Annotated in this window: 25 protein-coding genes; 14 read left to right on the forward strand and 11 right to left on the reverse strand. The window is 43.7% G+C overall.

All coding sequences use genetic code 11. From position 1 onward, the window contains the following. The first annotated feature begins 65 nt into the window (after positions 1-65). Genes ACSFC1_RS08225 through ACSFC1_RS08275 form a run of 11 tightly spaced genes read left to right on the forward strand, consistent with a single transcriptional unit; the run spans position 66 to position 8,904 of the window. Positions 66-824, forward strand: a complete 759-nt coding sequence (locus tag ACSFC1_RS08225) for a metallophosphoesterase family protein (protein WP_435565619.1) — start codon at positions 66-68, stop codon at positions 822-824. Then, on the forward strand, positions 821-1,498 hold the full coding sequence (rsmG, locus tag ACSFC1_RS08230; RefSeq protein ID WP_435565620.1) for a 16S rRNA (guanine(527)-N(7))-methyltransferase RsmG: 678 nt from the start codon (positions 821-823) through the stop codon (positions 1,496-1,498). Before ACSFC1_RS08225 ends, rsmG begins: the two co-directional genes overlap by 4 nt. Before the next feature lie 10 nt (positions 1,499-1,508). Then, positions 1,509-2,246 (forward strand): lipoate--protein ligase family protein, encoded by a 738-nt coding sequence (locus ACSFC1_RS08235; RefSeq protein ID WP_435565621.1) that lies wholly within the window; start codon positions 1,509-1,511, stop codon positions 2,244-2,246. Between the two features lie 26 nt (positions 2,247-2,272). Then, positions 2,273-2,911 (forward strand): 16S rRNA (cytidine(1402)-2'-O)-methyltransferase, encoded by a 639-nt coding sequence (gene rsmI, locus ACSFC1_RS08240; RefSeq protein WP_435566017.1) that lies wholly within the window; start codon positions 2,273-2,275, stop codon positions 2,909-2,911. After that, on the forward strand, positions 2,908-3,333 hold the full coding sequence (locus ACSFC1_RS08245) for a MarR family winged helix-turn-helix transcriptional regulator (protein WP_435565622.1): 426 nt from the start codon (positions 2,908-2,910) through the stop codon (positions 3,331-3,333). The genes rsmI and ACSFC1_RS08245 overlap by 4 nt, the downstream gene beginning before the upstream one ends. Further along, positions 3,318-4,727 (forward strand): PEGA domain-containing protein, encoded by a 1,410-nt coding sequence (locus tag ACSFC1_RS08250; protein ID WP_435565623.1) that lies wholly within the window; start codon positions 3,318-3,320, stop codon positions 4,725-4,727. Before ACSFC1_RS08245 ends, ACSFC1_RS08250 begins: the two co-directional genes overlap by 16 nt. A 15-nt stretch (positions 4,728-4,742) precedes the next feature. Continuing rightward, positions 4,743-5,918: an S-layer homology domain-containing protein gene (locus ACSFC1_RS08255; protein WP_435565624.1), complete on the forward strand. Its 1,176-nt coding sequence runs from the start codon at positions 4,743-4,745 to the stop codon at positions 5,916-5,918. 10 nt (positions 5,919-5,928) lie between these two features. After that, positions 5,929-6,552, forward strand: coding sequence for an LPS export ABC transporter periplasmic protein LptC (gene lptC, locus ACSFC1_RS08260; protein WP_435565625.1), 624 nt, complete (start codon positions 5,929-5,931; stop codon positions 6,550-6,552). A gap of 4 nt (positions 6,553-6,556) precedes the next feature. Beyond that, complete coding sequence (serS, locus tag ACSFC1_RS08265) at positions 6,557-7,828, forward strand: serine--tRNA ligase (RefSeq protein ID WP_435565626.1); 1,272 nt, start codon at positions 6,557-6,559, stop codon at positions 7,826-7,828. Then, positions 7,829-8,503, forward strand: coding sequence for a 16S rRNA (uracil(1498)-N(3))-methyltransferase (locus ACSFC1_RS08270; RefSeq protein WP_435565627.1), 675 nt, complete (start codon positions 7,829-7,831; stop codon positions 8,501-8,503). It abuts the gene before it with no gap. A gap of 14 nt (positions 8,504-8,517) precedes the next feature. Next, complete coding sequence (locus ACSFC1_RS08275) at positions 8,518-8,904, forward strand: hypothetical protein (protein WP_435565628.1); 387 nt, start codon at positions 8,518-8,520, stop codon at positions 8,902-8,904. On the opposite strand, the gene ACSFC1_RS08280 is transcribed toward ACSFC1_RS08275, so the two are convergent. From ACSFC1_RS08280 to ACSFC1_RS08300, 5 genes are read right to left on the reverse strand one after another with little or no spacing between them, the layout of a single operon-like run. Beyond that, positions 8,895-10,097 carry an MFS transporter gene (locus ACSFC1_RS08280; protein ID WP_435565629.1) on the reverse strand — a complete coding sequence of 401 codons (1,203 nt, stop codon included), beginning with the start codon at positions 10,095-10,097 and terminating at the stop codon, positions 8,895-8,897. The two genes, ACSFC1_RS08275 and ACSFC1_RS08280, sit on opposite strands and share 10 nt — an antisense overlap. Next, on the reverse strand, positions 10,039-11,553 hold the full coding sequence (guaA, locus tag ACSFC1_RS08285; protein ID WP_435565630.1) for a glutamine-hydrolyzing GMP synthase: 1,515 nt from the start codon (positions 11,551-11,553) through the stop codon (positions 10,039-10,041). Before guaA ends, ACSFC1_RS08280 begins: the two co-directional genes overlap by 59 nt. A gap of 8 nt (positions 11,554-11,561) precedes the next feature. Then, a complete protein-coding gene (locus ACSFC1_RS08290; RefSeq protein WP_435565631.1) occupies positions 11,562-12,377 on the reverse strand; it encodes a 3-keto-5-aminohexanoate cleavage protein in 816 nt (271 codons plus the stop codon). Further along, positions 12,370-12,768: a hotdog domain-containing protein gene (locus tag ACSFC1_RS08295; RefSeq protein ID WP_435565632.1), complete on the reverse strand. Its 399-nt coding sequence runs from the start codon at positions 12,766-12,768 to the stop codon at positions 12,370-12,372. The genes ACSFC1_RS08290 and ACSFC1_RS08295 overlap by 8 nt, the downstream gene beginning before the upstream one ends. After that, positions 12,746-13,609 carry a DMT family transporter gene (locus ACSFC1_RS08300; RefSeq protein WP_435565633.1) on the reverse strand — a complete coding sequence of 288 codons (864 nt, stop codon included), beginning with the start codon at positions 13,607-13,609 and terminating at the stop codon, positions 12,746-12,748. Before ACSFC1_RS08300 ends, ACSFC1_RS08295 begins: the two co-directional genes overlap by 23 nt. A 127-nt stretch (positions 13,610-13,736) precedes the next feature. Here ACSFC1_RS08300 and ACSFC1_RS08305 point away from each other — a divergent pair, with 127 nt between their 5' ends. Then, on the forward strand, positions 13,737-15,362 hold the full coding sequence (locus ACSFC1_RS08305; protein WP_435565634.1) for a DUF342 domain-containing protein: 1,626 nt from the start codon (positions 13,737-13,739) through the stop codon (positions 15,360-15,362). A gap of 4 nt (positions 15,363-15,366) precedes the next feature. On the opposite strand, the gene ACSFC1_RS08310 is transcribed toward ACSFC1_RS08305, so the two are convergent. Continuing rightward, positions 15,367-17,409, reverse strand: a complete 2,043-nt coding sequence (locus ACSFC1_RS08310; RefSeq protein ID WP_435565635.1) for an HD domain-containing phosphohydrolase — start codon at positions 17,407-17,409, stop codon at positions 15,367-15,369. Positions 17,410-17,494: 85 nt separating this feature from the next. On the opposite strand from ACSFC1_RS08310, the gene ACSFC1_RS08315 reads away from it, so the two are divergent. After that, a complete protein-coding gene (locus tag ACSFC1_RS08315; RefSeq protein WP_435565636.1) occupies positions 17,495-19,222 on the forward strand; it encodes a proline--tRNA ligase in 1,728 nt (575 codons plus the stop codon). A gap of 3 nt (positions 19,223-19,225) precedes the next feature. Further along, complete coding sequence (gene ftsY, locus ACSFC1_RS08320) at positions 19,226-20,110, forward strand: signal recognition particle-docking protein FtsY (RefSeq protein WP_435565637.1); 885 nt, start codon at positions 19,226-19,228, stop codon at positions 20,108-20,110. Here the strand turns inward: ftsY and ACSFC1_RS08325 are convergent, their stop codons facing one another. The 5 genes from ACSFC1_RS08325 to ACSFC1_RS08345 are packed head-to-tail and all read right to left on the reverse strand — an operon-like array spanning position 20,111 to position 25,635. Continuing rightward, positions 20,111-21,130, reverse strand: coding sequence for a DUF2804 domain-containing protein (locus ACSFC1_RS08325; protein WP_435565638.1), 1,020 nt, complete (start codon positions 21,128-21,130; stop codon positions 20,111-20,113). Beyond that, complete coding sequence (locus ACSFC1_RS08330) at positions 21,111-21,989, reverse strand: L-serine ammonia-lyase, iron-sulfur-dependent, subunit beta (protein WP_435565639.1); 879 nt, start codon at positions 21,987-21,989, stop codon at positions 21,111-21,113. The genes ACSFC1_RS08325 and ACSFC1_RS08330 overlap by 20 nt, the downstream gene beginning before the upstream one ends. Before the next feature lie 21 nt (positions 21,990-22,010). After that, the gene (sdaAB, locus tag ACSFC1_RS08335) at positions 22,011-22,664 is read right to left on the reverse strand and encodes an L-serine ammonia-lyase, iron-sulfur-dependent subunit beta (RefSeq protein WP_435565640.1); all 654 of its coding nucleotides are present in this window, start codon (positions 22,662-22,664) and stop codon (positions 22,011-22,013) included. Between the two features lie 9 nt (positions 22,665-22,673). Continuing rightward, positions 22,674-23,684: a 6-phosphofructokinase gene (locus tag ACSFC1_RS08340; RefSeq protein WP_435565641.1), complete on the reverse strand. Its 1,011-nt coding sequence runs from the start codon at positions 23,682-23,684 to the stop codon at positions 22,674-22,676. A gap of 4 nt (positions 23,685-23,688) precedes the next feature. Further along, a complete protein-coding gene (locus tag ACSFC1_RS08345; protein WP_435565642.1) occupies positions 23,689-25,635 on the reverse strand; it encodes a sodium-translocating pyrophosphatase in 1,947 nt (648 codons plus the stop codon). Positions 25,636-25,675: the final 40 nt, after the last annotated feature.

The following is a 25,675-nucleotide window of genomic DNA, read 5'->3' on the forward strand; positions in this document are numbered from 1 at the left end:
GTTTTTCTCGCGCTCTGTCAGCTGTGAACAGTCGTGTAGAATATTCTTCAGGAGGGCGATGTAAGATGCTTCTGGCTTTCATCTCAGACATACATGCAAATCTTGAAGCACTAGATGCAGTTATGAGTGATATAAAGGCTCGCCATGTTGACAGAGTATACTGTTTGGGAGATTTAGTGGGCTATGGCGCAGATCCAGAAAAAGTAGTGAGAAGGCTGTTAGAGATACCAACAATAGCGGGAAACTACGATGACGGTGTTGGTTATTCAAAATCCAGCTGTGGTTGTGATTACCGACCTGGTAGAGAAACAGAGATCGGTAACATCGTACTGGACTGGACGATCAAGAACACGTCAGAAGAGATCAAAGAATATCTTCGTTCTCTCAAACATAGAATGGAACTAGAATTCGAAGGTCTCAAATTCCTGCTGGTCCATGGGAGTCCGTTGAATGAATTGAACGAGTATATAACCCCACAAACAAAGGAAGATAGGTTAGAAGAGATCATCAGAAACGTCAACGCAGATGTGATAATCAATGGGCATACGCATCTACCAATGGCAAAGTATGTGAAAGGCAAGATGATCTTCAACGCGGGAAGTGTTGGCAGGCCGAAGGATGGCGACCCTAAGGCTTGTTACCTACTGATAAAAGTTGAAAAAGGTGTTCTGTCTTACGAATTTGTCAGAGTACGATACGAACTCAAGACCACATGTGAAAAGATCGTCAAAGCAGGTTTACCAGTTGAACTTGCCTTAGTCTTGGCTCTTGGACAAACCTACGACATGGGCAAAGCCCAGTTGACAAAGAGCTTTTTCGTATGAAAGAGATCGACCAGATCCTGAACGAATATGCCATAAGACTCGAAGAAAGGAAAACTGAAAAGCTCCACAGATACCTCGAGTATCTCATAACGGCACCGATGAACTTAACATCGGTTAAAAAGTATCATGAAGCCTTGCACAAACACATAGCCGATGTCTTGATACCGGTTCAATCTCTGCAAGGTGAGATCCTTGATATCGGAACTGGCGGTGGCGTACCCGGTGTTGTTTTTGCGATAGTGTTTTCTGTGAGTGTTACACTGGTAGAATCTATAAGAAAAAAAGCACTGTGGTTACAAGAGATCGTGGAAAAACTTCAGATTGACAACGCAAAAGTCATTTGCTCAAGAGCAGAAGATTTGCCAAGACAGTTGAAAGAAAGTTTTGATGTAGTTACTGCACGAGCAGTCGCACCCATGAGAATTCTTTTGGAACTCTGTATGCCGTTTTGCAAGGTAGGTGGAAGATTGCTCTTGTACAAAGGACCAAATTGGAAAGAGGAATATGCGCTCTCGAAAAATGCAATGCAGATTCTCGGTGCAGAGCTACAGGATGTGGTTGAATATTCATTGAAAACAGGCGAAAAAAGGACACTGCTCGTGCTGAACAAGGTAGAAAAGACGCCAGAGATCTTTCCCAGAAAAGCAGGAGCTATCTTGAAAAAACCTCTGTGAGGCGATAGAAGTGAAGATACTGAGAACTTGGAACTTCCCTGGTAAGTTAAATATGGCACTAGATTTTGTACTCTCGCAGATCTGTAAAGAACCTATTCTGAGGTTTTACACATGGGCTCGTCCAACATTGTCTTTAGGAAAACACCAGCGTTCTGTGAGCTTGAACACCGAATTCATGAAAGAAAAGGTCATAGACTGTGTTGTAAGACCCACTGGAGGCAGAGCTGTTTTACACTGGGATGAGCTGACTTACAGTGTCGCTATACCCATCGATGATCCTCACGCAAAAGAAGGTGTTTTGAAAACGTATCTAATGATAAGTGAGTGCATCAAGAACACTCTTTGTCACTTTGGTTACGATGCAGAAATCCAACCGACCAAAAGATCGGTATCCAATACCGCCGCTTGTTTTGATGCACCATCTTCTTATGAAATAACGGTAGATGGCAAAAAAGTGGTTGGTAGCGCTCAGATGAGAAATGAAAGAGCAGTTCTCCAACACGGTTCAATCGTTTTGAAACAACATGTAGAAGAATATGCAAACTGTTTGAATCTAGACATCAAAAATCTCAGAGGAAAGATGGCTGGCTTGTTCGAGTTTCACCAAGTTTCCGTTGAAGCGCTTGCTGATAGACTAATAGAAGAGTTTGAAAAACTCTTTGGCAAGAGTGAACCATTGTCAGTAGACAAAACTCTCATGAAGGCTGCCTTTGAAAGAGAGGATGACTTCATTTGGCAGGGAAATTGACAGTTGTCGGCACACCTATTGGCAACATGATGGACATCACAATAAGGGCGATTAAGACACTCAGAGAGGCAGATGTGATAGTCGCAGAAGATACACGAAGAACTATGAAGCTCTTGAAATTCTTTCACATCCAACCAAGGCAGATCATCTCATATGGTGTGCACAATCAAGAGAAATCGCTGCCGAAGTTGTTGAACCTTCTATCGCAAGGCAAACACCTCTGCCTTGTAACAGATTCGGGGATGCCGGCTGTTGCAGACCCTGGAGGAATACTGATCGATGCCTGCTGGAAAAAGAACATTCAACTGGACATAGTACCTGGTCCAAGTGCTTTGACGAGTGCTGTAGCGCTCTGTGGATTTGACTGCTCAAAGGTGCTTTTCGTCGGTTTTCTGCCACGCGGAAAGAAAAGAAGGAGACTTTTCAGAGAGCTCAAAGACAACGATGTGGTTTTTATCTTCTTTGAATCAGCAATGCGAGTAGGAGAAACTTTGCAAGAAGCGCTTGACATCTTGGGCGATAGAGAAATCTTTATCGGCAGAGAATTGACAAAAGTCTTTCAACAGCTGTTCAGAGGAAAGACAAGTTGTGCTGTAGAATCTTTCAAAGAGACGAAAGGAGAGTTGACCTTAGCAATAAACTTGAGAAAGGGGGAGGAAGGTTGAAGCGCGAACTCGAAAAGATCCTCAGAGATATCTGCTTCATAGTGAAAGTTGAGGGTAGACTGGTTCTAAAAGATTATCCCATTACCGCAGCCCAATTCGATCTCTTGCAGAGATTGTACTTCAAAGGACCAATGAAAATGACTGAACTCAGTACGAGCCTTGGAATCGCCAAGAGTACTTTAAGTGGCATCGTTCAAAGACTTGAAAACACAGGTTATCTTTCCAGAGTCCGCGGCAAGGACAAACGCGTTTACATGATCTCTGTGACAGAAGTGGGAAAGACTGTCGTGAAAAGCGTTATAGAAAAAAGAGTTGAGTTCATAGGAAAGGTTATAGAGAAAATGGGAGAGGCAAATTCACTTGAGCTTCTCAAGATCCTCCAAAAGTTTAAAGAGGAGATCGAAAAGTGCAGAAGCTTGTAGTTGTTTTCTTGCTTTTTGGCTTAACGTGCTGTGCTATCAACGTGGTGACAAGTCCAGGTTATGTTGAAATTAGATATCAGCAAACGGTTTTGACGATCACAGACAGAACCGGGTTTGGTTCTTTTGAAACAACCTTGCCAGCCACCGTGGTTTTCTCAAAACCAGGATATCTGTCAAAGGAAGTTTTGCTGAATGATGCGTCGATGACCTATCATGTACAGATGGTACCTGCAGCTACAATTGCAATAGATACACAACCAACAGGGGCGAGCGTTTTCATAAACGGTGTTTTCTACGGCAAGACCCCTCTTGAAACAGTCTTAGAACCAGGAGAGAAGACTTTGACCTTGGAAAGAGATGGATACTGCAAAGTGACAGAGATCATAAAAGCCCTGCCTTTTGAGAAAACACAGCTTATCTACCAGCTCAGTACAACACCTAAGATCACGATAAACTCTGAGCCAGTTTCGACGGTCTGGCTGAACAACCAGAAGGTCGGTCAAACTCCTGTTCAGACGGAACTAAAACCCGGAAGGTACACCCTGAGGCTAAGTGCAGAGAACTTTTTTGAATTGACTGAAGAAATACATGTGACCAATGATCAAAATCAATTATTCAGCTTCATTCTCATACCGTGTGCAACTATCAAGGTTAACGTAGTACCGAACCACGCTGTTGTTGAATACGAGAACCAAAGAAAGATTCAACCTGCCATTTTTACCAATCTTCCACTGCAAAAACTTCACATGAAAATCAGCGCCGAGGGATTTGAAGAGCAGTCGATCGAATTCACTCCAAAACAAGGTCTGAATGAACTGAATCTTTCGTTACAGCCAGCCGTGAAAACCTTGACCATAGAAGCTCCGGAAGATGCCATAGTCTGTGTTGATGGCTTGTCTGTTGGCAGAGGCTCAGGTAAGATCAGAGTTTCGGGAGATCTTCACTGGGTCGAAGCAAAGCTTGGTGAGCGATCTTGGGCTGGGATAGTCGATCTAGCTCAAACAGATACAGTAAGGGTGAACTTCAACGTTGCAACACTCATAATGCCAAAGGTGGAAGATGTCAAGTACATTGTGGAGGGTCTTACCTTTTATCCACCTGCGATTACTTATCTGCAGAAAGGATTCCATTCGATTGAAATACACTCTCAGTCTTCGCTAAAAAGAACCTTGGAATTCAAAGAAGGTGTGCTGGCACTGGTCAAGCCATCTGAAGAATATGGCTATCTCAACATATTCAGTGAAGCTGTATCCAGATGCTATGTTAATGGTCAGTTCATTGGATTAACTCCTGTGTTATTCTATTCAATGAAACCAGGAACCTATACCGTGCAAGTGGGAGGTAAGGAATTCCAAATACAGATCGAAGCTGGCCAGATTGCCAACGTTCGTTAATTGGAGGTGACGAAGGTGCGCAAAACCATCGCTTTTGTCTTCTTGGTAATCGTCGTTATATCTTTTGGAGCAGAGATAAAGATCAAGGATGTGTCACCAGTTCTCGATATCTATGAACAAGTTTCTTTTATGATCGAAAACAAGATCATGGAACTGGATGAGAATGGTAATTTCAGAGGCGGGCTGTTGACAACGAGGTTTGACATTGCACAGTATCTGTACAACATCTTGAAGAACTTTCAGCTTATAGACATATCAAAGAAATTGAGTAGTTTTGAGAAAGATCAGCAAGAACTTTCAACCAAGATTCTTGGGATCGAGGCTGCCTACAAAACATATGAGCAGAGAATGAAGGATTTTGAAAATGCCCTGACAAAGATTCAGAATCAATTTGATCATCTTTCACAAGAGATATACGCAAAGGTTCGCGAGGAATTCGAGGATGCTCTGAAAGATCAAAAAGCAGAAATCGCTCGATATGAACCTCTGTTCTCAAGAATGAGTGCAGTTGAAGGTTTGGTCTCATCCCTTCAGAAACAACTGGCAAGTTCAGACAAAAATCTGGATCTCTTGAACAACAAAATCTCTGTGTTAGAACAGACACAATCGAGTATGTCGAGTGATATTGCCGCATTGTCAAATGCCTTGACGAGTATGAGAAATAACACAAATGAGCTTTCTTCAAAGATCTCCGCAAACACACAAGCTATTCAGAAACTCAAGGACGATGTGAATGTTCAGCTCTACGCTCAAGGAAAACTCTTCGATCAGAAGCTGTTGGATCTTTCGACAAAGTTGGACATCCTCTCTAAGAGTCTTCAGAACGAACTGTCGATCCAGAAAAAGACTTTGACAGATTATGAACAAAGCTTAATGGCTGTTGAGAGCCAGGTAGACGAACTCAGACAGAATATGAAAATGCTCGAGACGCTTGCGAGCAAAGAAGAACTTAGTGCTTTGCAAACTGCCATTTCATCTGTGTCGAAGAAAGTCGAAAATGTTGAGCTGAACCTGCAGAGTCTTGAACAGAGAATCGAGGGAACGCAGGTTGATTTGCTTCAAAGGAAAATTTCAGAACTTGAACTGAAGCAGAAAGATCTTGAAGGCAGTCTCATGACAGCGTATCTACTCGGCGGAGCCGGTATTGTGGTTGGTTTAATCGCCGTGATCTTCGCCATGGGCGGATTTTGAGGTGGAAAAAGTGAAGAGAATTCTGCTTTTGATCCTCTGTTTTGTGGCAACTTCGTATTTTGCGAAAACCGTTCATATTGTCGCAGATTATGTGAAACCGGAAAAGGAACAGGCATTTTATGAAGGAAATGTGAAGGTGGAGATCGAAGAAGACAAGATAAGGGTCAACTGCAGTTCCATGAAGGTGACGAAATACCAAAACGAATGGAGATTGGTGGATGCCGACAAATCGACGGTGTTTTTTGAAGATGGAGTTGCTACGTCGACAAAGTTGAAATACGACATAAAGCTCAAGACTGGAACGATGACAGAGGATGTGCAAGCCAAGATATTAGATAAAGAGAGCAGTGATACGATTCTGATGAGCTGCGATCTGCTGGAAATAGATCTCGACAAAGATGTATTCAAAGGTGGTTCGAAAGATGCAGTTAAGATATTCAAAGGCAAGATAGAGGCAACCGCTAAGAGTTTCTTCTACGATAGGAAAAACGGCCAGATAGAACTCACAGGTGACGTTGTTCTCGTGGATCACGAGAAAAACATAAAGATGTGGGCTGACAACGTGAAGATAACCACTGCTGATGATAAAATGGTTGCAACGAATGCCAAAGTTGAATTGATCGTAGAGGAGTGATAGAGTGATCGACATCAAATTGATACGTGAGAAACCAGAGATGGTCAAGCAAGCACTTTTGAACAGGAATTACAGCACCAAGATCTTGGACGATGTACTCGAGCTTGATTCAAAGTCTCGTAGTTTGACAAACCAGGTGAACCAGCTTCGCGCTCAGCGAAATGCCATTTCAAAACAAGTCGCGCAGAAAAAGGCTGCTGGTGAAAAAGACGTTGAACAACTTGTAAGCGAAGGCAAGAAAATAGGTGAACAGATAGAATCTATAGAATCTCAACTCAAAGAGATACAACAGCAAATCGAAACTATGGTTCTGTTTATCCCAAATATGCCAGATAGCTCTGTTCCCGTTGGAAAAGATGAGACACAGAACGTTGAGGTGCGTAGATGGGGTGAACCGAGAAGATTCGAATTCCCCCCTCAAGCGCACTGGGATATCGGTCCAGCTCTGGGATTGATAGATTTCGATCGCGCGGCAAAACTGAGTGGATCAAGGTTCACGGTGATGTACAAAGACTTCGCAAGACTCGAAAGGGCTTTAGTTAATTTCATGCTCGATTTGCACACAAAGGAACATGGTTACACAGAGGTCTGGGTACCACATTTGGTGAAGAGAAGCACGATGACAACAACAGGACAATTACCGAAATTCGAAGAAGAGGCTTACAGAATAGATTCAGATGACCTCTTTTTGATACCAACCGCGGAGGTTCCACTTGTTGCGTTGAGGTCCGATGAAATCCTCGAAGAAAAAGAATTGCCTCTGCTGTACACCGCCTACACTCCTTGTTATAGAAGAGAGGCGGGAAGCTATGGTAAAGACGTACGTGGTATGATCCGACAACACCAGTTCGACAAAGTTGAGTTGGTCTGGCTGACGACACCAGAACGTTCTTTTGAAGATCTTGAAAAACTCGTCACGCATGCTGAAGAAGTTTTGAAAAGACTTGAACTGCCTTACAGGGTAATTCAGCTCTGCACAGGAGATCTTGGTTTTGGAGCAGCCAAAACATACGATTTGGAAGTTTGGCTCCCTTCTTACAACGCTTACAAAGAGATTTCCTCTTGCAGTAACGACACCGATTTCCAGGCGAGAAGGGGAAATATCAGATACAGAAGAAAAGATGGAAAACTCTCCTTTGTGCACACATTGAATGGCTCTGGAGTTGCCATCGGAAGAACCTTGGTTGCAATTGTTGAGAACTATCAAAGAGTAGACGGCAAGATAGATGTACCAAAGGCACTTCAACCATATCTTGGCTGCGAGGTGCTTGGTTGATTGCCGCATCTCTTCTATGGCAAACCAGCTGGTGAGTCTGTTGAACTCGATGAACACGAGACACACCATCTGAAGGTTGTGAGAGCGATAGTTGGGCAACAGCTTTTGATAACCGATGGAGATGGTAATTTATACGAATGCGAATTGATTGAAGTGGGTAAGAATCGATCCCGAGCGACCATCAAACAGTCTAAACTGATAGAACGCAGAGAAGAAGATGTCATTCTGTGTGTTGCTTCAGAGAACTGGGATAGGCTCCGCCTTCTGGTAGAAAAGGCAGTTGAGATAGGTGTTGACAAAGTAGTGGTGTACAAATCACGTCGAAGTAGATCTTACTTGCAGAAAGAGGACAAACTCAAATTGGTCATAAGAGATTCAGCCAAACAGGCGGCAAGGTACCTTTTCCCGCAACTTGAAATTCGAGAAAGCCTTGATTTCTTAGACGAAGAATTTCGCACCATAGTACTCCATCAAAGCGGTAGACCGGCAGTGATCGGAGATTTCGCGGGAAAGATCAGAATTGTTGTAGGACCAGAAGGAGATTTCACAGAAGAAGAAATCGAGCTTCTCAAAAAGCGTGGGGAGTTTCTCAGCCTTGGGAGGAAGATCTTGAGATTTGAAACAGCTGCCATCATTGTGGCTGGAATGGCAACTTTCTTGAATCTCAAAATATGAAAGGGGGCCATCCGATGAGAAAGGGCGAGAAAATTCTTTCCTTTGTGAAACTCGAAAAAGAAATCGAAAGTGCCTACCGTGAGAAATTGTCTAGCGCTAAGAGGCCAGAAGAGACAGGAGACATCTTCATCGAATTCGCAATCGGTCTTTTGAGCAAGGTCAATCCCCAAATCACTCGCAATTATATCGATCAAATCTACTTCGATCCAGAGTCGGAAAACGGCTTTCGCCTTTCGACCTCTCTTGAAAAGATCTTGGGTGAAGAAGTTCTCAAAAAGAGCGACCTCACCGCAATCCTGAAGAGGATGGCTTTGAATGCTGCACACCGCAGAAAGACATTGATCTCAGACAACGAAAGAACCAACATGTTCCGAATGCAGGAAAGACCTGATCAGCGTTGACAGTACACCCATGTTAGAAGACCACCGAAGAGCATTGCTACACCCATGAAAACAAACATGAACACAAAGGAGATTTCTGCAAGAGAACCAGCAACGATTGGCCCAAATAGGCTCCCAAAAGAACGGGCGGAGGTGAGCAAACCAAGAAACTCCGCCCGTCTGTTTTCTGGGACATTCTGCGAAACGTAGTTTGTAGCACCGTTTATGAAAGCACCAAAACCCATGCCAGAGACTGCATACGCCATTAGAACGACTCTGTAATCTCCCGATACTGCGAAAAGCATAGAACCAAATCCCGATAGGAGCATACCAGAAACAGCAACCATCTTTGCAGAGATCTTTCCAACAAGCCAACCGAAGATTATGTGCGATGGAATTTGCAAGAACGGATTCGCAGATGCCAGTAAGACCGTTTGCCCTCTGGTCAATCCAACGTTTTCGGTGAGATATACAGCTATTAGGGCAAAGGTACCACCAATTCCAAACTGTCTCAAGAAAGAACCAAGGTACATAGCCCAGAGATTGTTCTTTTTCAAAATCTTTTTTGCGGTAAGAGCAGAGAAGATCCTCTGCAAATTCGTTCGAACTATCTCGTATCTCTTGTGCTCAATATCAGGTGCCAGAAAAACGAAAAGAATCACCAGAAGGGACAAAAGATACAGACTGCTCATCGCCCAACTAACACTAAGAACATTCAACAGAGGAGAGAGTAGAATTCGACCTAAGCCCAGACCAAGAGAGTTGAAGACGTTCATCTGAGTAAGCGCGAGATAGGTCTTTCTTGGAGAAGAATCTATGAGCATAGCGGTGCAAACTGGTTCGAACACTGACGAGAGAAATGTGAAAACTGCTCCGATTAAAAAGAAATGATAGGATCTTCTAGCAAGTGGATACAGCGGCAAGAGCACTGCCGAAATACTCAACAAGATCAAGAGAAGTTTTTTCCTGCTTTTGAGTTCATCACTCAGAGCACCCCAAAAAGGTGATGCTATAGTTCCAACACCGCTGTTCAACGTGGAAAGAAAACCAATTGAGAAAAGCGGTATAGAAAGCTCTCTCATTCGAAACTGTAGCAACATATCATAATTGATCACAGTGAAATTCCTGAAAAACGATGCTGTCAAAAGGCTGAGATTATTCCCACTCGATCGTTGCCGGGGGTTTTGTGCTGATATCGTAGACCACTCTCCCAATACCCTTAACGTTGTTCAAGATTCTGTGTGCAGCAAGATCAAGCACTTCAAAAGGAAGCCTTGACCAATCTGCGGTCATACCCTCAACGCTGTCAACACACCTGAGAGCCAAGACATACTCATATGCCCTGTTGTCTCCACGCACTCCAACAGAACGAACTGGCAAAAGGACTGCAAAAGCTTGCCAAGTTTTTTCGTACCAGCCAGTTTCTTTCAGAACCTCTATGAAAACGCTGTCTGCCTCTTTGAGAATCTCCAACTTTTCTTCTGTTATCTCGCCGAGTATCCTCACCCCCAAACCAGGACCGGGGAAAGGTTGACGATTTATGATCGAGCGAGGGATACCCAGCATTTCCCCCACCACTCTTACTTCGTCTTTAAAAAGATTTCTCAGAGGTTCGACGATCTCAAGATTCATCTGTCGAGGTAGACCGCCGACGTTGTGATGGCTCTTGATCGCAGCTGTTTTCTTACCTGATCGAGCGCTTTCTATGACATCTGAGTAGATAGTCCCCTGAACCAAATGGGTTGCACCGTACTCTTGAGCCTGTTTTTCAAAGACTCTTATGAACTGTTCGCCGATTATCTTTCTCTTTCTTTCAGGGTCTGTTACACCCTCGAGTTTCTCAAGAAAAAGTTTTCTTGCATCGATTTTGATGAGATTCAAACCGAGCATTTCCCTGAAAACTCTGGGAACGTCATTTTCCTCGTTCTTTCTCAAAAGTCCATGATCGACAAAGACATTCAAAAGGTTGTCTCCAATGGCTCTGTGAACAAGCACAGATGCAACAGAGGAATCTACACCACCAGAAAGAGCGGCAATAACCCTCTTACCAGCCAATATTTTTTTGAGCTCTTCCACCTTTTGTTTGAGGAAATCTTCCAAATTCCAATCAGGTGTGAGTCCACAGATCTTAGAAAGAAAGTTTTCCAGGATCTCTCTACCATGATTTGTGTGGCGCACCTCTGGATGAAACTGTAAGAGCCAGAATCTTTTCCCATCTGTTGCAGAAGCGATGATTCCATCTTTGGAAAGTGCGGTGACTTTGAATCCCTTTGGCAGAGTTTTGACATGATCACCATGGCTCATCCAGACAATCAGTTCTTTTTCCAATCCAAAGAATATTTCATCGTGTTGCAGTATCGCTATTTGAGTTCTTCCGTACTCAGCTACCTTTCCGGGCTCAACCTCTCCGCCATAGGTGTGACAGATCAATTGCATACCATAGCATATGCCGAGTACCTTACCGGTGTAGTCATCAAACCACACAGGCAATCTTGGTGCATCTTCTTCATAAACACTCGCAGGACCTCCAGAAAGAACTACAGCACCAACATCTGAAAGATCAACCATCTCATCGAACTGCACTACCTGACTGTAATAACCCAATTCTCTGACAACCCTTGCAATGAGCTGAGTATACTGTGAACCATAATCGACGACGATAACTTTCATCTCTTTACTCACCTCAGTTTGAGTATTTCTCTTGCCTCGTCTGGTGTTGCAACCTGTCTGTGAAGTTCTCTTGCGATTCTAACAACCTTTTCAACCAGCTCTGCGTTTGACTTGGCAAGAACTCCTTTGGATATGTATATGTTGTCCTCCATACCCACTCTCACATGTCCACCCATGGCTATTGCCATTGCAGCCATCGGAAATTCATTCCTACCGATTCCTGCGACCGACCACGTAGCACCCTGAGGCAATGAATCAACCATTGTCACAAGATTTCGTGCATTTGCGGCTATTCCGCCTGGTACACCCATCACGAAGTCAAAGTGCAGATGTCCCTCGATCAAACCTTTCTTAACAAGATAAAGCGCATTGTTTATGTGACCCAAATCGAAACATTCAAATTCAGGCATGATCTGTCTTTCTTTCATTTCGGCAGCAAATCTTTCGATCATCGGCATGCTGTTCATGAAAACATCGTTGCCAAAGTTCACCGTACCAGTTGTGAGGGTAGCCATATCTGGCTGAGCTTGTAAAGACTGCAATCTCTCTTCTGGACTCATCCACACAGCCCCACCTGTGGAGACTTGAACAATCATACCAGGACATCTTTCTCGTATCATCTTCACAACCTTCGTAAAAACACCAGCATCTTGGGTAGGTCTTCCTTGTTCATCTCTTACGTGCAGATGAACAATACTTGCACCTGCGACATATGACTCATAAGTTTGTTGTACTATCTCTTCGGGTGTCAAGGGGATATAAGGAGTATCATTCTTCGTGACTTCGGCTCCACAAACTGCAACCGTTATGATGAGTTTATCCATCTTTTCTCACCTTCCTTTGTCTCTCCTTTGGCACAACACATGTTCCACTTGCCTTTGCGACCAAAAGTGGAGGGTCTAAGACTTCACATGCCGATTCATGTCCAGGTATATTCGCGTTGGTTATCACTTTGTAGACTTCAAATTTCATTCTTCTCGAAGTATTTCCAACTTCAACGATCTCTCCATGAACTTCGAGATAATCTCCCGCATAGACAGGTTTTACGAACTCAACTGAATCGTAGGCTCTAAAAAGCCCTTCATCGCCATCATGCCTGATCAAAAGTTCTGTGGCAACATCGCCAATCAATTGAAGTAGCCGAGCTCCATCTACAAGACCACCTGCATAGTGTGCGTCTTGCTGGCTCATTCTAACCCTTAGAAAGGCTTTCACTTTCTCTCCCCCTTTCCTCTCTGTTGAAAAGCCACAATCCTAAGAGTACCAAGATCCCCCCAAGAACTGTGTAAAGATTCGGCAGGTTTTTCAAAAGAAGTGCTTCAGCTACGCTCGTGACAACGGGTATGAAATAGATCGTGTTCGTTGTATAACGTGCTCCAACACGCATAATTCCCAAGTTCCAAAAGACATATGCCAACCCAGAGCAGATTATCCCAAGGTACAGAAGCGATATGATAACGGGCAAGGTCAGGGTGATTTGTGGTCTTTCTTCAAAAACTGCAAAAGGAATGAGTGTTAGAACACCCCACACAGTTATATTCATCACACCTGTTAACGAATCGGGTTCAGGCATCTTTTCAACATGATAGGTGTAGAAGACCCACGCAAAAGCTGCTCCTAAGAGCATCAGATCACCTTTCAAGCTCATCTTGAGAACGAATCTACCGTTCAGAATAACGATTGCAACTCCAAAGAATGCTATGATCGAGGCGAGGTATTCCATCACAGTCGTTCTCTTCTTTTGAACCACATGGGAAAAAAGTGTGTACAAAATGGGCGCGCTTGAGACTATCAACGAAGCATTCGTAGGATATGTGTAGACCAAACCTGAGTTTTCGAAGAAAAAGTACATCGTTACGCCCCAAAAACCAGCAAAGAAGGTGTGCCAGTTGTTCAATCTTGGCAGTTTCCTGGTGGTAAGCATCAACGCAACAGAAGCAATAAGAAATCTAATCAGAGCAGCTGTTATCGGTGGAATTGACAACACAACAACCCTTGTTGCAACAAACGAAACGCCCCAGAATAGAACTACCAACCAGACCAAGAGTCTATACAAAACCTTCCCTCCCGGCAGAGAAGTTCGTTTCCTGAATATTTTACCGTAAATCGCAGCAAAGAATCTCTAAGATGAGTTGACATTATACAAAATATTCTACTGTAAAATAACAACGGGGGGGAAAGCATTGAGCAAGCTAATAGCAAATTCCATTGAAGAACTTCTTGCGATCTTGGAAAAGAACTATGGTTCTGATTGGTACAACAAGGTGACGATTCAAATAACACAAACACGTGAGCACATAGAGGCTAATGTGAAGCCTATACAAGCTGTAGAACCGAAAACTTCGGAGGAAATAACTTCAGTAGAAATCAAACCTATCTCCGTGCCAGAACTGGGTGAGTTGGGGAGTCAACATGCACAACCTGTTGTTCAAGTGAATATCTCAGAAGACAAGATGACTGCGACTGTTTTCATAATTCCTGGGTTTACAAAGGTCTTACCAACCGTTGAAGAAATAAAGCAGGCTCTGGCACAGGCAAAGGTTGTCTACGGCATAGACGAAGAGGCGATCGAAAAGATCGTCAAGGAACAAAAGCTCTTTTTGGAGGTACCCGTCGCCTTCGGAAAGAAGCCAGTCCCATCGATCGATGCATCGATTGAATTTCTTTTCCCCGTTACCGGCTTTATCATTGAAAAACCAGTCGAAGATGAGAGATTCGATCCTGCATCATTTTACAAAATCTTCACTTGCAAGAGCGGCGATGTACTCGCAGTTAAGAAAGAACCAGTATATGGACAAGACGGAGTGACAGTCACGGGTGAGATGGTGAGAATCGAAAGACCAAAGGATGTAAATCTGGCAAGTTTCATCGGTGAAAATGTAACTCTGTCGGCAGATCATACTAAGATTCTTGCCAGTTGTGATGGACAACCTTATGTGAAAAACTCAAAGATAAATGTGAGAAATGTGCTTGTCATTGACAACGATCTTGGCTATAACACGGGAAACATCGACTTCAATGCGAGTGTAGTCATACGCGGCAACGCCGAGGGACCTTTCAAGATCAATGCGAAGGGCGATGTATTGATACAGGGTGTGCTGGGGGAAGTACAGGTGAACTGTTCTGGATCGCTGATGGTTCAGGGTGGAGTTTTTGCAAGAGGCAAAGGTGTGATAAAGGTCGAGAAGGATTTCACTGCAAAGTTCTTGAACGAAGCACAGGTTTTCTGCAGGGGAAATCTTTTGATAGAAGATTACATCATGAACAGTACTGTGGTTTGCGATGGAGATGTGAAGGTATTTGGCAAGGGAGTGATAGTTGGCGGCGTGGTGAAAGCTTCTGGGAATATCGAAGCCAGCGAGATCGGGTGCAACACGGGCATTCGCACCGAGGTGTCAGCTGGCGTGGACTACGAGCATCAAGCAAGATACATTCAGCTTCAGAGTAGCTTGCTGGAAATCATGAAACAGATAAACAAACTCTCGACTGCTGAAGAGTCTTTCAGAAAGCAATTACTCCAGACAAAGGATTTGAACAAAAGAGAATCTATCAGAACAATTATGCAAAAGATTCAGACTGTCAAATTTGCCTTTGAAAAACAGCTGCACAAAGTCCGCAATGCATTGAACATTTTGAAAGTGAGCGTCAACACAGAGAAAGTCAAACTTGGAGCAACGATCAAAGTCAGGAGGATCTGTCATCCAAATGTGCGCATAGGTATTGGTATCGTATCGGAGCTTATTAAAGATCAAGTTGGACCATCTCAGTTCTCTTTGGATAGAAAGACAGGCAAGATTGTGCCTAAATGATTTCTCACAGTCTCTCTTTGAATTTTTCCTCTTCGATCATTGCAATAAACTCTTTGGCAAGATTTGGATCAAACTGGGTACCACTGCAACGCTTGATCTCAGCAATCGCTTCAGCCAAGCTCATGCCTTTCTTGTATGGTCTTGTTGTGGTCATCGCGTCGAAGGCATCGGCAAGTGACAGTATTCTCGATTCAAAGGGTATCTGTTCACCCATCAAACCATCAGGATAGCCTTTACCGTCATATCTTTCGTGGTGGTGCCTGACAATGCGGGCAAGTTCGTCCAGACCAACTTCGATGAGCAACTCATAACTCTTGATTGGATGCATCTTTACGTACTCATACTCTTCATTGGACAGAAAACCATTCTTGTTGAGAATTTGCTGTGAAACAAAGATCTTACCTGTGTCGTGTACCAAGCCTGCCCAGTAAAGTTTTCGAATTGACTCCTTACCAAGCTTCAATCTTTCTGCAAAATTCGCTGCGTGGTTTGCCACATTCTCTGAATGTCCCCTTGTGTAGTAATCGTAGTACTCCAGAGCCTTGACCATTACGAGCAACAACTTCTTGTGCAAAAGTCCTTGCTCTCTCACGTAGCTCCTCATTGAAAGAAAGGTGCCGATAAGACCAGCAAGCTTGCTCAAATCACTTTCAGAAACCATTGAATCTTTCAAAGTGTAGAACAAAACACCGTAAACTGAGTTGAGTGCACTTATATTCTGAAACAGACAGCTCTCCTGCAAGGTTGTTTCACCACAAAGTCGCGAAGTAATCCTCAAAACAACTTCACGTGAGGATACGTCTTGAAAGTCTATTGTTTCATCGATCCTTTCGGAAAGGAATCTATCATCATGGCATATCACAAAGAGGGTCTTGCCCTGCTCACTTGATCTGAGTGCTACACCAAGGTGTCTCAATCCCGTTGCATATTCTTTGAAGATCCTGAGTAAGTCAAAGAGAAAATCCTTCTCCTGAATGCTCTCATAGGTCATCTTTGAAGAAATATCTAACAGCTTTATGAAAGCTCCTTGAAAAGCCAAGACTTGATTTGTTTTCTTTTCCAGATTCTTGTTAGCCTCATTCAGTTCTTCATTCATTGCCTCCATCTCTTGGAAAGATGCTCTGAGCTCTTGATTCATTGCATCGAGTTCTTCGTTGGCTGAGGTGAGTTCTTCATTTCTTTTCTTGAGTTCTATGGTCTTCTTTTCAACTTCCTTTGCCAAATAACGATTTATTAAGATCAAAAGCAAAAACACAATCAAAAAGCCGCCACCGCCAGCTGCCACAAGATACCAAACCCAAACAGGGATGAGAACGGTCGGCTTGACAAAAGGTCCCAATATCTGTCGAAGTTCTTCTCTGCTGATCTTTGATAGCCCATCGTTTATCAGCTCGGCAACCTGTGGTTTGTTGAGCGGAAAAGCAAAGTACACTTGCTGAATTGACACGAATGGTAAGGTTGAAAACTGATGGAATATGCCGTCTTTTATCAAAAAATACTCCGCCAAAAGGTTATCCATTACAAAAGCATCTATTTCGCCGTTCTTTGCTGCTCTCATAAGCTCTTCGCTGTTCTTGAAGTACTTGAATGTGATAGAGGGATTCTTCTGTCTCAGTAAATCTGCATTCGCATCAGATTCAACAGCTCCAACCAAATGAGGTGTAAGACCAGCAAAATCTTTTACATTCAATGCCTTTCTGAAATAAACCTTGCTTTCCAAATTGAGAACGGGTTTGGAAAAGAGAAAGAGCTTTTCGCGTTCTGGCGTCTTGAAGATGAAGTTTATAATATCTGCTTCACCATCCTGCAAGCTCTTCAAAGCTTCAGAGAAAGGCATCAGCTTTATTTGAAATTTGACTCCAAGCTTTCTTTCAAGCAATTCTAAGATCTGAACAGTTATCCCTACGATATCGCCGTTTTCATCCTGCCAGACAAAGGGTGGATAGTGATCTCCGCTCACGAATATTAGAGTTTGTTCACCAAGTACCGTTGACAGGAATAAATAAACCAGCAACAATGACAATACACCAACGTGACATTTATTCATAGAAAAATAACCCCCGAGTGCTCGTCTCTGAGTAATTTTATCACAGACAACTGTTATAATTTGTCAAAGAATGGAGGTGTAAGATGTGAGATTCTCCGAGATATATGCACCTACGTTGAAAGAAGCCCCTGCTGATGCAGAGGTGGTGAGTCATGAACTTCTTTACAGAGCTGGTTTCATCAGAAAAATAGCAGCCGGTGTTTATTCGTATCTTCCTTTGGCAAATAGAACCCTCAGCAAGATCGAAAAGATAATTAGGGAAGAGATGAACTCAATAGGAGCTCAGGAAGTTTCTATGCCCATCATTCAACCTGCAGAGCTGTGGAAGATCACTGGTCGATGGGATGATTATGGTCCAGAGATGATGAAACTAAAAGATAGACACGAAAGAGAGTTCACGCTTGGTCCCACACACGAGGAAGTTTTTACACACATGATAAAGGATGAACTTCGCTCCTATAAACAACTTCCAGTTTTTCTCTATCAGATAGGTCCAAAGTACAGAGATGAGATAAGACCGAGGTTTGGCTTACTCAGAGCCAGAGAGTTCATAATGAAAGATGGATACAGTTTTCACGACAGTCAAGAATCGTTGAACGAAACTTATGAAGCTTGCAGAAAAGCTTACAGCAAGATTGCAGAGAGAATAGGTTTGAAGTACGTCATCACCGAAGCTGCTTCAGGAGCCATCGGCGGTAACGAATCTCACGAATTTGTGAGTTTTGCGCCCGTTGGCGAGACGAATCTGCTCAGATGTGAAAAATGTGGCTATTCATCTAACGACGAACAGGCTCCTTACAAAGGTGAGTATGAAAAAAGCGATGATACTGAAAAACCATTGACGTTGGTTCACACACCTAACGTGAAAACAATCGATCAAGTATCTGAGTTTCTCAAGGTTAAACCAAATCAAATAGTGAAATCACTTCTCTTTGTTGGTAGAAATGGTTTCGTAATGGCATTGATTCAAGGAGACAGAGATTTGAATCTGGAGAAACTCAAGGTTCACATGAACGATCAATCACTCAGACTCGCTGAACCAATCGAAGTATTTGAAACCTTCAAAGTGCCAATCGGTTTCATAGGTCCTGTTGGGATCGACAACCTTTACATAGTCGCAGATCACGGTGTCAAGTACATGAAGAACGTTGCGGTTGGTGGTATGAAGGAAAACTATCACTACATCAACGCCAACTTGGGTAGAGATTTCTCTGTGAACTCTTACACAGATCTGAGAGTTGTTCAACCAAATGACCCTTGTCCCGCTTGCGGGACGCCTTTGACAGGTTCGAAAGGAATCGAATTGGGACATGTTTTCAAATTGGGCACGAAATACTCAAAATCGATGAATGCACTGTATATGGACGAAAACGGAGAGTTGAAACCTTTCATAATGGGATGCTACGGATGGGGAGTTTCTCGAACAATGGCTGCTGTTGTAGAACAGCTGCACGACAAAGATGGAATCATCTGGCCAAGATCTGTGGCGCCATTTGAGGTGATCATAACGATCGTTTCAATGGCAGGTGCCGAGCAGAAGAAAATGGGAGAGATGATACACAACACGCTGATAGAAAAGGGTGTAGAAGTCTTGTTGGATGATAGAGATCTTTCACCGGGTGTGAAGTTCAAGGATGCCGACTTGATAGGTTTCCCTGTGAGGATAACCCTTGGAAAGACACTTGCAGAAGGTCTCGTCGAGATAAAACCAAGAAACTCTTCAAGACAGTTGCCTGTGAAGGCTCAAATCGATGAAATTGTCAGCAGTACGATGAAAATACTTGAAGAGTATGATCCACACAAGAAGGTGTAGAGAATGGGTTTTTTTGAAAAGCTCAGAGCAGGTCTTGCCAAAGCGAGAAAGACTTTCTTTGAAGGGCTCTCACAGCTTTTGAAAGGAAAGAAGATCAGCGATGAAGTCATCGAAGAACTCGAAGAAAGATTGATCGCAGCAGATGTTGGATACCAAACGACGCAGTACATAATCGATAAACTGAGAGAAAAGGACACAGACGATGCCTTTATGGCTCTCAAAGAGATACTTGTCGAAGTCCTTTCAGGAGAGAGCAATCTGAACTTCGAAGATCAAAAACCATTTGTCATCACAATAGTTGGGGTAAACGGAACTGGTAAAACCACGACGGCGGCAAAACTCGCGGCGTACTTTCAATCGCTTGGGAAAACAGTTGTTCTCGGAGCAGCCGATACCTTCAGAGCTGCCGCGATTGAACAGTTGGTAGAGTGGGCCAACAGGATTGGCTGCACTGTGATAAGCCACAACGAGGGAGCAGACTCAGCCGCCGTGGCTTTTGATACAGTCAGTCACGCAAAAGCCAAGCAAAAAGATGTGGTCATAATCGATACAGCTGGAAGACTACATACTAAGAAAAATCTCATGGAGGAACTGAGCAAAGTGCACAGAGTTGTTGGAAAGATCGTTGAAGGGGCACCTCACGAAGTTCTATTAGTCATAGATGCAACAACAGGACAAAATGGTTTGATTCAAGCAAAGATCTTCAAGGAGATGGTCAACGTAACTGGTGTTGTTCTGACAAAGCTCGATGGCACAGCAAAGGGCGGAATCGCGTTAGCAATAAAGAAAGAATTTGGTCTACCAATAAAGTTCATAGGAATCGGCGAGAGTGTAGATGATCTCAAACCATTTGACGCAAAACAATTCGTCGATGCCTTACTGGATTGATCACCACTTTGCGTAATGTTCTTCTGCCCAACCCAAGGCATCTCTGATGATGTAAGTTTTTCTGTTTTCGTCTCTGACAAAACCTTTGAAGAGACCTATCATCTGGTTCACCTTAGAAGAAAGTATAAGCAGATCTGTCTTCGCAACTCTGCGAAAGATCGGTTGAAATTCCAAATCAATCTCATCGGAATCCTTGGTGTATATGTGCCACGGTTTCATCAAATCATTTTTGTCATACTTGAAGGCTACATCACTCAAGACTTTGGTGATTTTCCCATTCAGCAATATTGCGTTCTCATTTGTTCCAGTGTTGTCGGTCCATCCAGCCCCAAGATTTACTCCGACAGTTGTTTGGTCAGCGAGATGAGTCGCAAAACTCGCCCAGTTCCAAAAAGAAGAATAACGCCAGATACCCCTACCGAAATCGAGTACAGCAAAGGTGTTCTGTAGATCCAACAGATAATTCTTACCCTTGAAGGTGATCTCACCACGTGCTGGCAAGCAGAACTCCTTGCTGGTGTACTGATACCTATACCAACTCCATGGGACCACAACGTTCAGAGACTCATAATCATCGTGAAAGACTTCAATGCGTGCTTTGAAGTCGCTGTTTTCAGACGCTTTTAACTCTGCTTCAATCAAAGTTTGAGTTGAATGCCTCTTGAAATTGACCCGCATCTTTTTTGAGTTGAAAGACACATCACCGTCAACTGAGTCAGGCAAGTGACAACCAATGCCGAAAGGCACAGAAACAGTTTTCTCGAAGAACTCCATACTCTTGAGATCGAGAAAATAACAGAATACCACTCCAATGTAATCTAAATTTGAAACAGTCGCAGAAAAGAGACACTCCTCATTGAAAACTGCCCAGTAGTTCCATTTCTTTTTTCTGAACAGGTGTCCCTTCAGGTTGCAACGGATGATCGGCTTCCTCGACCAACCGAGTGCCGAGGGGTTCAGCTTTCCATTTCTAAGGCACAGATCAACTGGTTCAGTTATCTCAACATTCTGTGCTTTCAAATCTTTCACCTCTTATCTGTTTTGTGAAAAGCTGTGCCGTCTTGGTAGAAGCCACACCACCAAGACCTGTTTCTCGAAGTTCCTCTGGCATAGATCTACCAACCTTTGCCATCGCTTCAACTACTTCATCAAAGGGTATCACACTTTTTATGCCAGCAAGCACCATCTCAGCAACACAAATAGCAACATTCACCGCAGTGGCATTTCTCTTGACACATGGTACCTCGACAAAACCACCAACTGGATCACAAACCAATCCCATGAGCGATTTGAGACTCAACGCAGCGGCATGAGAGACTTTTTCTGGATCTTGCGAAAGACTGTACACAACCAACGAAGATGCCATGGCTGTCGCGGTGCCTATTTCAGCTTGGCAACCAGCAACAGCACCAGAAATCGAAACTGTGCTTGCCACAGATAAACCCACAGCACCAGCTACGATCAAGCTGTCGATTAAGACTGATTCTTCGATCTTTTTCATCTTTCTGAGGGCATACACGATTGCCGGTACAACTCCACATGAACCAGCAGTAGGACAAGCTACTATTCTGCCCATCGATGCATTTGACTCAGCAAGAGATAATGCTGCGACTGTCGCCACGTAATTGAACTCTCCCATGAGTTGGGCTTCGTGTTCTGCCAGTAAAAATCCATTGCTACCGCAAAGATGAGTCAACGTCTCGTAGGAACGTCCATAACTTTTTTCACATATCTCGAGCATTGTTTTTAGAAGTTTCTCGACGTTCTTCCTGGTTTGCAATGGATCTGAGCCATCTTCGAGCATCTGCGATATCAAGATCACATCATCGAACTTTTGATTGGTTTTCCTGTATAAATCTATCAATTCAGCAAATTTCATCTACACCATCCTATGAATATTCTATACAAAATCATCTTTCGGCACAAAATACCACTCGAGAATTGAATCTACCTTTAGAAGGTCAGAGATTTTGTCAATTGGAGAATCGAGTTCAATTATCGCTAATGCCTTTGATTGCAAAAGATTCATTCTCCTCAAATAAAGATTTGCTATGTTGGCATTCACAGAATTCAATATCTTTGACAGGGCGCCTGGTTCGTCTTTGTTGACGACTATCAAGGTGTCATAGTGCCAATTCAGATCACAGTCAACACCGTTTATCTTTGTAATCTTTATCATTCCACCGCCTATCGAGCACCCTTCAACTTCATTCTCATATCCTGCCCATTGCGCCTTTATTCTAACGGTGTTCGGATGTACAGCACCCAGATCAGCTTTTTCAAAGGAAAACTCAAGTCCTCTCATTCTGGCTAAGGAATAAGACTCCTTAATCTTCTCATCATCGTATTTCAAGCCCATAATGCCAGCAAGAAGTGCCTTATCGGTACCATGTCCTTTGTGTGTCTCTGCGAAAGAACCGTGAAGAAAGAATTGAACGACTCTTGGCATCACACCAGCCATCGAATAGACGAATTTCGAGATTCTCATTGCACCAAGCGTATGGGAACTGGATGGACCTACCATCACAGGACCAATGATTTCCAGAAGATTCACACAACCACCTCAGTAGAAAAGCTTAGCCAGATTTCTCAGGTGTTCTTCTATGATCTTGATGTTAACCATGGTCTCTGAGTATGGGATCTCCGTAACGGTTAGTCCCTTCATGCCGACTGCGCGGTATACTCGTGCGGCTTTGACCATCTCGACGGCATGTGTGGACATTTGGGTCGCGATGATTCTGTCCATACACACTGGACTACCACCTCTTTGCAGATAACCAAGGTTCGTATACCTCCATTCAATACCAATGTCTTTGAGTTGTTTTTCAATGAAGATACCAACGACCTCTGCGGGAGGTAATTGCTCGTTCGCGTTACTGATCTCATACATCTCCTTGGGAAGGACTACTCCACCTTCAACAACCACTATCGAAAACTTCTTTTGACTCTCGTATCGAGTGCGAATTCTCTTCAGCAGATCATCTGGATCAACTGATTCTGCATTTGTTATAACGTAGTCTGCACCGCCGGCAAGTCCACCTGTAACTGCTATCCATCCACCCGGCTTTCCCATAGTTTCCACTATCATAACCCTGTGGTGTGATTCAGCCGTTGCGTGAAGTACATCAAGCGCTTCACGTACATGTTCAATTGCCGTGAAAAAACCTATCGAGAAATCTGTAAACGATAGATCGTTGTCGATCGTTGCTGGCACAAGAACAGATGGTACATTCATCTTCATCAAATTCAGTGCCGATTTGGCTCCAAGCCTCCCACCGAGTATCAGTAAGGAGGTTATCGAATACTGTTCAACTTTTTTTGCAACCTTTTCAATCTCCAAATTACTTTGTGGAACAAAAAGAGAGGTTCCTAAAATTGTTCCACCACGATGCAATATCCCAGAAACATCACTCTTCGTCATGACATCGACTCTGTCAGCCAAGAGCCCTTCGAAACCATCCTTTACTCCTATGACCTCAATACCGATTTCGGTACCCTTCACCACTGCTGCCCTGATCGCAGCATTCAAACCGGGGCAGTCATTTCCTACACACAAAATGGCAATCCTCTTCATAGAACTACCTCCCCATCAAAGTGGCAATGACAACCGATGTGATCGCCATCAGTTTTATGAGTATGTTTATAGATGGCCCAGCAGTGTCTTTAAGAGGATCTCCGACGGTGTCTCCAACCACAGCAGCCATGTGAGCGATAGAACCTTTTCCGCCAAAGTGTCCTTCTTCTATGTATTTTTTTGCGTTGTCCCAAGCTCCACCCGAGTTCGCCATGAACACAGCGACCATGACACCACAAACGGTGGACCCTATCAAGAGACCAGCAGTTCCAGCCACCCCTAAGACGAGATAACTTGTCACAGGAGCTATTACTGCCAGCAGGGATGGAAGAATCATTCTCCTCAAAGCACCTTTGGTAGCTATCTGGATACATCGGTTGTACTCTGGCTGTGTCTGACCAGTTATGATACCTGGGATTTCCTTTATCTGTCTTCTTATCTCCTGTACCATTTCATCTGCCGCATCACCAACTGCCTTCATTGTCAAAGCCGAGAAAAGAAATGGGAGCATCGCGCCAACAAGCGCCCCAACGAATAGTTGAGGTTGTCTAATATCAAAGGTTCCTATATGCGTGGTACTGGCGTAATTCGAAAAGAGTGCGAGGGAAGTCAAAGCAGCCGAAGTTATGGCAAAGCCTTTACCCATGGCGGCAGTTGTGTTACCAACGGCATCGAGTTGGTCTGTCACACGCCTGGCTTTCTCCTCAAGTTTTGCCATTTGAGCTATTCCTCCAGCGTTATCTGCTATTGGACCGTAAGCGTCGATTGAAAGATTCATACCCAGAGTTGCAAGCATACCAACCGCAGAAAGCGCAACCCCGAACAGCCCGAGCAGTTTATAGGAGAGTAACACCGCAACAGCTATTAATACAGTTACGATAGCTGTCGATTCCATACCTAATGCAAGACCGCTTATCAATATATTGGATGAGCCAGTCAATGCTGTTTTTGCGAGATTGGTTATTCTCTTGCCAGAGGTATACAACTCTGTCAGAAGGCCAACAAAAACACCGACGATAACTCCGAAGAAAACAACGAAGAAGACACTCAACCACGAAATGAATAAAGAATAGGCAAAGGTCGAAACCAGCAACAAAGAACTTGACAGAATACTACCAAACCTCAAAGCTGTTGCAGAATCTTTGAATCTCTGTGTCGTCAAAGTAGTGATGATCACAGAAAAGAGAGAGCTCACCAAACCTGAGATCACCACAAATAGAACAACCTGTATGGCTCTTCGGTCTCCCAGAAAAGACCCAAGAGCAAGAGCAGAAAAGATCGAGCCAACATAAGATTCGTACAAATCAGCTCCCATTCCAGCAACATCGCCAACGTTATCACCGACGTTGTCAGCTATGACCGCAGGGTTTCTTGGGTCATCTTCTGGTAGATTTGCCTCGGTCTTCCCAACTATATCTGCTCCAACGTCTGCAGCTTTGGTGTATATACCCCCACCAACTCTTGCAAAAAGTGCTACAAAGGAGGCTCCGAGTGAATAGTAACTGATGACAGACATATCCTTTGCCAATTCGTAGACAAATCCTAAACCGAACAAACCCAAAGCCGAAACGGTCAATCCCATCACCGCACCGCCACTGAAGGCTATCTTCAAAGCCCTCGACATTCCAGATAGAGCTGCCCAGCTCGTTCGTGCATTGGTTTTCGTGGCAATCGTCATACCGAAGAATCCCGAGAGTGTAGAGAAAAGGGCACCAGTTAGAAATGAGAAAGCGACAACCCAACCAAGAAAGATGAACAAACAGAAGGCTAACGAGAGAACCACTGGCAAGAAAACCACATATTCCTGTATTAGAAAAGATCTTGCTCCTTTCTGGATTATTTCTGACAACTGTATGGTCTGTTCATTACCAGGGCTGTTATCCAGAATCTTGAAGGTCAGAAAAATCACATAGATTATTGCAATTGCAACAACTATGAACAGTGCCAGCAAAGTCTGCACCCCCTTCGAAGATTTCCTAATAGTTATATGA

It is taken from the genome of Pseudothermotoga sp. U03pept (genome assembly GCF_051235805.1).
Taxonomy (GTDB): Bacteria; Thermotogota; Thermotogae; order Thermotogales; family DSM-5069; genus Pseudothermotoga_B.

Excerpts from the sequence above, each read along its gene's own strand:
- ftsY (WP_435565637.1), top strand. The coding sequence starts at position 19,226 with ATGGGTTTTTTTGAAAAGCTCAGAGCAGGTCTTGCCAAAGCGAGAAAG.
- ACSFC1_RS08275 (WP_435565628.1), top strand. The coding sequence starts at position 8,518 with ATGAGAAAGGGCGAGAAAATTCTTTCCTTTGTGAAACTCGAAAAAGAA.
- ACSFC1_RS08290 (WP_435565631.1), bottom strand. The coding sequence starts at position 12,377 with ATGGATAAACTCATCATAACGGTTGCAGTTTGTGGAGCCGAAGTCACG.
- rsmI (WP_435566017.1), top strand. The coding sequence starts at position 2,273 with ATGATGGACATCACAATAAGGGCGATTAAGACACTCAGAGAGGCAGAT.
- guaA (WP_435565630.1), bottom strand. The coding sequence starts at position 11,553 with ATGAAAGTTATCGTCGTCGATTATGGTTCACAGTATACTCAGCTCATT.
- ACSFC1_RS08330 (WP_435565639.1), bottom strand. The coding sequence starts at position 21,989 with ATGAAATTTGCTGAATTGATAGATTTATACAGGAAAACCAATCAAAAG.
- rsmG (WP_435565620.1), top strand. The coding sequence starts at position 821 with ATGAAAGAGATCGACCAGATCCTGAACGAATATGCCATAAGACTCGAA.
- ACSFC1_RS08340 (WP_435565641.1), bottom strand. The coding sequence starts at position 23,684 with ATGAAGAGGATTGCCATTTTGTGTGTAGGAAATGACTGCCCCGGTTTG.
- ACSFC1_RS08225 (WP_435565619.1), top strand. The coding sequence starts at position 66 with ATGCTTCTGGCTTTCATCTCAGACATACATGCAAATCTTGAAGCACTA.
- ACSFC1_RS08310 (WP_435565635.1), bottom strand. The coding sequence starts at position 17,409 with ATGAATAAATGTCACGTTGGTGTATTGTCATTGTTGCTGGTTTATTTA.